The 5,184-nt window shown below is 36.7% G+C and carries 4 protein-coding genes; all 4 read right to left on the bottom strand.

Annotation, left to right across the window (positions count from 1 at the left end):
* Window positions 1-338 (bottom strand): serine hydrolase (locus ACY65O_RS04505; RefSeq protein WP_462219652.1); only part of this gene is annotated, 338 nt, incomplete at its 3' end.
* Between the two features lie 400 nt (window positions 339-738).
* Window positions 739-2,307, bottom strand: coding sequence for an N-acyl-D-amino-acid deacylase family protein (locus ACY65O_RS04500; protein ID WP_462219651.1), 1,569 nt, complete (start codon window positions 2,305-2,307; stop codon window positions 739-741).
* 257 nt (window positions 2,308-2,564) lie between these two features.
* Complete coding sequence (locus ACY65O_RS04495) at window positions 2,565-4,781, bottom strand: penicillin acylase family protein (RefSeq protein WP_462219650.1); 2,217 nt, start codon at window positions 4,779-4,781, stop codon at window positions 2,565-2,567.
* Between the two features lie 58 nt (window positions 4,782-4,839).
* Window positions 4,840-5,184 (bottom strand): SMODS domain-containing nucleotidyltransferase (locus ACY65O_RS04490; RefSeq protein ID WP_462219649.1); only part of this gene is annotated, 345 nt, incomplete at its 5' end.

Below are 5,184 nucleotides of genomic sequence, written 5' to 3'. Positions count from 1 at the left end.
TTTCCTTCTTCAAACAACATCATCATGGCTACGCTGGTGATGGCTTTTGTTTGCGATGCAATGCGGAAGATAGCATTTTTCTGCAAGGCAGATTTGGTATCCATATCATTTACACCGGCTGCTTTATAATAAGCAATTTTTCCATTGCGGATGATGAGTGCTACACCACCCTGCATCCATTCTTTTTTTGCCCAGTCATTCATCTCCCTGTCTAAGCGTTGCAATCTTTCTGTAGAAAAGCCTGCAGCTTCGGGAGTGGTTAGGGGTATTATTTTTTGTGCGGTTGCAAATTGTATTTGCAGGATGATGATGGTGGCAAGAAGGAAAATCTTTTTCATAAAAATTATTTATGGTGTGAAAGTTTATTGAGTTAAGAAGGTTATTTTTTTATTGTAATAAAGTTTTTTATAAATGTTTAGTGAGACACGAAACAAGACTATGACTCGAAAATTATTAATATTACCCCTTCGGGGTTTTGCATAAGCTTTTGTCTATTGTGCTATATTAATATCAGCCTTTCAGGCTTTTTAATCCCGAAGGGCAATATCATTAAGTTAAGGGTATTTTAAATTATAAAAGACCCAATTCCAGTTCCCTCTCCTTTGGAGAGGGGTTGGGGTGAGGTCATTACAAAAGCTTAACTTAATGACATTGCCCGAAGGGGTGATATTATTCTAATTACAAAATTTATCCGGCAATGATTTTTTCTACTACTTAAACTATAAAAAAAGAAAACTATTATCGAAGACCCGGCCCTGCTAATGCCTTTCCTGCCCTTACTCCTAAATGTTTTTCGTTTTCAACAGTTACCACGCCATTCACCATTACAAAATAAAATCCTTTGGAGTAAGCATGCGGTTTTTCAAAAGTACTAACATCATTTACTTCGGCCTCGTTAAAAATTACAATGTCGGCATTCATGCCTTCTTTTAATAAACCAATATTTTTTAACTGAAATTTTTGTGCTGGTAAACTGGTCATTCTTCTTATCGCTTCTTCTAAAGAAATTACTTTTTGCTCCCGTACATATTTACCCAACACTCTTGCATTGGTGCCGTAGCCACGTGGGTGCGGCGCCCCTGCACCAAAGGCTCTTATACTTGCATCGCTTGCAAACATGTTGAAGGGGTATTGCATAATGTGCTGCACATCTTTTTCGCTCATACCATGAAAGACCATACCGGCGCCACCATTGATCATCATCTCCATAACTGTTGCAGCTTCTTCAGTTACTTTATGTTTTCTTCCTTTTAATAAATTAATGGCTTCAATACTTTTTCCATTTAAAGCCGTGTCTGCTTTGTAGTAAGCCACCACAGCATAACTTAAATGTTTTAATTTACGGTTCTTTAATTTTTTGGTGATGTAAGCGGTTACCTGTTTTTTTATTTCGGGCCTGCTTAGTCTTGCTGCAATAGAATCTTGTCCGTCGGCTAAAATTTCGTCGGGTAATAAAGTACTGAGTGATGTACTGCTGGCGGTGTATGGATATTGATCGATGGTTACATCGAGCCCTTCATTTCTTGCAGCAATTATCATAGGTAAGGTTTGATTGCTTCTGCCCCAGTTTTGTTGTCCGCTTAATTTAAAGTGCGAAATTTCTACCGGGATATTGGCACCTCTTGCAATAGCTAATGCTTCATCAATGGCTTGTGTTACACTGTCGCCTTCGTCCCTCATGTGTGTTGCATACACGCCATTGTATTTTGAAGCCACTTTTGCCAGACGAATGATCTCCGGCGTTTTGGTATAGGTGCCGGGTATATAAATTAACCCGGTTGATAAACCTACTGCGCCATCTTTCATAGCATTATCAACAATGGTTTCCATTTGCAACAATTCTGCTTCAGTAGCATCACGGTTGGCACGGCCCATCACGGCTTTTCTTACATCGTTGTGGCCAATTAATGTGGCTACGTTTATAGAAAGTTGTAAGGAATCTATCCACTGCAAATATTTTCCAATGTCGATATTAGAGGCACCGCAGTTGCCTGCAATAACTGTGGTAACGCCATCATAAATAAAATTATCTGCTGTGGGAGTTTTGGCTTCGTCGCCTTCAATATGGGTGTGCACATCAATAAAACCTGGTGCCACAATTAATCCTTTGGCATCAATTGTTTTTGTAGCAGTGGCAGTAATGTTTTTTTGTATAGCAATTATTTTTCCTTTGGTGATGGCAATGTCGGCATAGTACCAGTTGTTGCCGGTGCCGTCAATTATTTTTCCATTGCGGATCAATAAATCGTATGGGGGTGTTTGGGCTAATAGAGAAAAAGGGAGTAAGAGTGCTAATAATAATTTCATGATGGTAAGATAAAATTATTTTTTCAATTATTGTTTATTGCAGGATTGTTGTTGAAAACAGTATTAACCTCTGCATACAGAATGAGTGTTGTGTTACTTTTTTTGCGGAAAAAAGTATTCAAAAAAGCCACCCGAAATCGAATACAGCCCGATTTCGGGAAGCAGCTATGTGGAGCATTTGTAATTCCACTGTTAGTGTTAGAAAGAATAATTATATTTTCATTTCTTTTAAAGACAAATAAATTTCCTTTAAAAAATTATTCTCCCGGATGATATTTTTTTTCTGCATGTTGCAACACATCATCTTTATAAAATAATACATCTTTAAATTTTCCCCGGCTGTACATTAAGCTCTGGTCAAAAAAATGCGGAGAGTTTTCGTTGCCGCTGTTGCCCCCGGCTAATAAAGATTTTGCTTTTATTTTTTTTCCAAACTCCACCGCACAAATAAAACTGTTGCCATTTACGCCATATCTTTTAACAGTGCCGGGAAAATTGCGGCTGGTGTACGATGGTAACATACCCCACGTTGATGATGCAAATGGAACAGGAATACTTTCTTTATTATCGTCAAATTTATTATCAATATCGGATGATATTCTTTGAAAACGATTAATATCTCCCCAGGGCATTTCCCATTTGCCAAATTTATTTTGTAATTCATTTATTACAATGGCAAAGGGTTCAAGCAGATCTTGTGGTATTGCTTTTGTAATAAAGCGGTTGGTTTTAGTAACCTGGTCAACAAACTGGAATTCATCTTCATCATTGCTTTTAACAATTTTAGGAATTAATTTTTGTCCCCATTCAACTGCTAAAGTTGTTGCAACAGAATTTACACTGCAACGCATATCCCAGTTTTTTAAAATAGTTATTGGCTCAATTAATTTTGAGTACAAACTATCATTGGGAACAATATTTTTTTCAAAAGCATTTATTAAAGCAGGAATTAGTTTTTCAAATGCGGCAAGATAAGTATCGTAACCTGCTGCAATTACTTTATCAAGGTTGTAATTTTTTTGGTTATCTAAAACACGTACGGCATTTATACCCCGGTAATTTTCGCCATCAGGCGCCATATAAAATGGATAGTTTTCTTTTTTAGGACTGTTAGTACCGGCAACAGTAAAAGGCGTGGAATTACAATTTTGTAACCAGCCATTTACGGGATTTATACTTTGTACAATTTCATTTATTGGATGAAGGCCTTTCCATTCTGTTGCTGTTATTGTACCATCTACTGCTTTGTTCCAATTGTATTTTTTATCTTTTACTGGGATGCGGTTGCCATGCCAGTAAGCAATATTCCCTTGGGCATCCGCATAAACTGTATTGTTGCTAATGTTTCCTTTAAGGTCTAATGTTTTTTTAAAGGCGATAAAACTGGTGGCTTTATTTCTTTGCCAGCATTGTATCAATCCATTCATTATCCTGTTGTCGGCTCTCAGGCTTAAAATTTGCCCGTTGCGGTTGGCCATTACAGGCCCGTGATGGGTGTAGAGTGCCGTAATATTTTTTGTTTCAATATTATCAGCAACTTTATAATGGAGTGATATCTTTTTTTCAATCACTTTTTTTTGTGCATTGTTATATTGATAAACATAGCCAGTATTCTTTTTAGAAATTTTTTCTATGTAAGTATCTGCTGCATCAACTACACTGGAAGTATGCATCCAGCCGCAGTGTTCATTAAAACCCTGGTACACAAAAAACTGGCCCCAAGTAACGGCGCCGTAAGCATTCAACCCTTCTTCGCTAACAATATGCACTTCTGGCCGAAAGTAAAATGTTACATGGGGGTTTATATAAAGAATGGCATTTTTTGATTCGGTAATTTTTGGTGCAAAGGCAAAACCATTGGAGCCTGTTACATTTTCTTCTTCCTGCTTTTTTATAATAGCAACCGGCGCTTCGCCGGAATAAAAGTTTTTTAATTCATCAACGGTAATATCTGCAGTGCTGATGGCGCCAATGCTGCCATCCGTCCACAATAAAGGATACCATGGTTTAAAGCGGGTGAGCAGAGCCGGTTTCGTTCCTGGATTTTTATAGAGATAATAATTAATGCCATCTGCAAAGGCATTGCATAATTTTTGTAACCAGGCCGGCGCTTTATTATAATCTTTTACAGCATCAGCACTGTCAATGATCATCTTTATTAAAAGATCGTCGTATAATGCTGCTTCGCCTTTTACTTCGGCCATGCGGCCCAGTTTTTCAATATAATTTAATTCTACTCTTTTAAAATCATCTTCGCATTGGGCATACAATAAACCAAAAACTGCATCAGCATCTGTTTTGCCATAAATGTGCGGCACTCCGTAGTTATCACGAATTATGGTTACGTTTTTTGCCTGTGTTTGCCATTTAGTTATTTCGGCAGAGGAAAAGGATTGGGCAGAAATATTTTGGCAAACGATGATAAAAAATAAAATAATTGATATTTTTTTGGAGAAAGCGAATATTATTTTCATTAAAATATTTTTAGTAATTGTATATTATTTTAATTTCTTCACAAGCAAAATGTTGAATTTATTTTAAATAGTCGCTCACTTTTTTGTTGATAAATGCTTTTACCTTTTCCCAAGTTTGATTTTTTAAACTTATAGGGTCTTCACTTTCATCAGCATCCGCAAAATAGATAATTGCCTGTGGAACAGTAATATACAAGTTTTGAGTAGAATATTTTTCTTTATGAAGATTAATAAAATCTGACATCGCCTTTATTTCTTCACAAGGTTTAGTTATTTTCCAACTTCCATTGTTGTAAGTATCTGGATATTTGAAGCTTCTGTCTGCCTGCTCAAAGACTGGCTGCACTTCAATATGGAAGTTTTGATACAAAACCCTTACAACTAGACGATCTACATAAACAGT

The organism is Ferruginibacter sp. (genome assembly GCF_031430955.1).
Taxonomy (GTDB): Bacteria; Bacteroidota; Bacteroidia; order Chitinophagales; family Chitinophagaceae; genus Ferruginibacter.
Note: the sequence above shows the minus strand (reverse complement) of the source record. Positions and strands in the feature narration are given on the sequence as shown.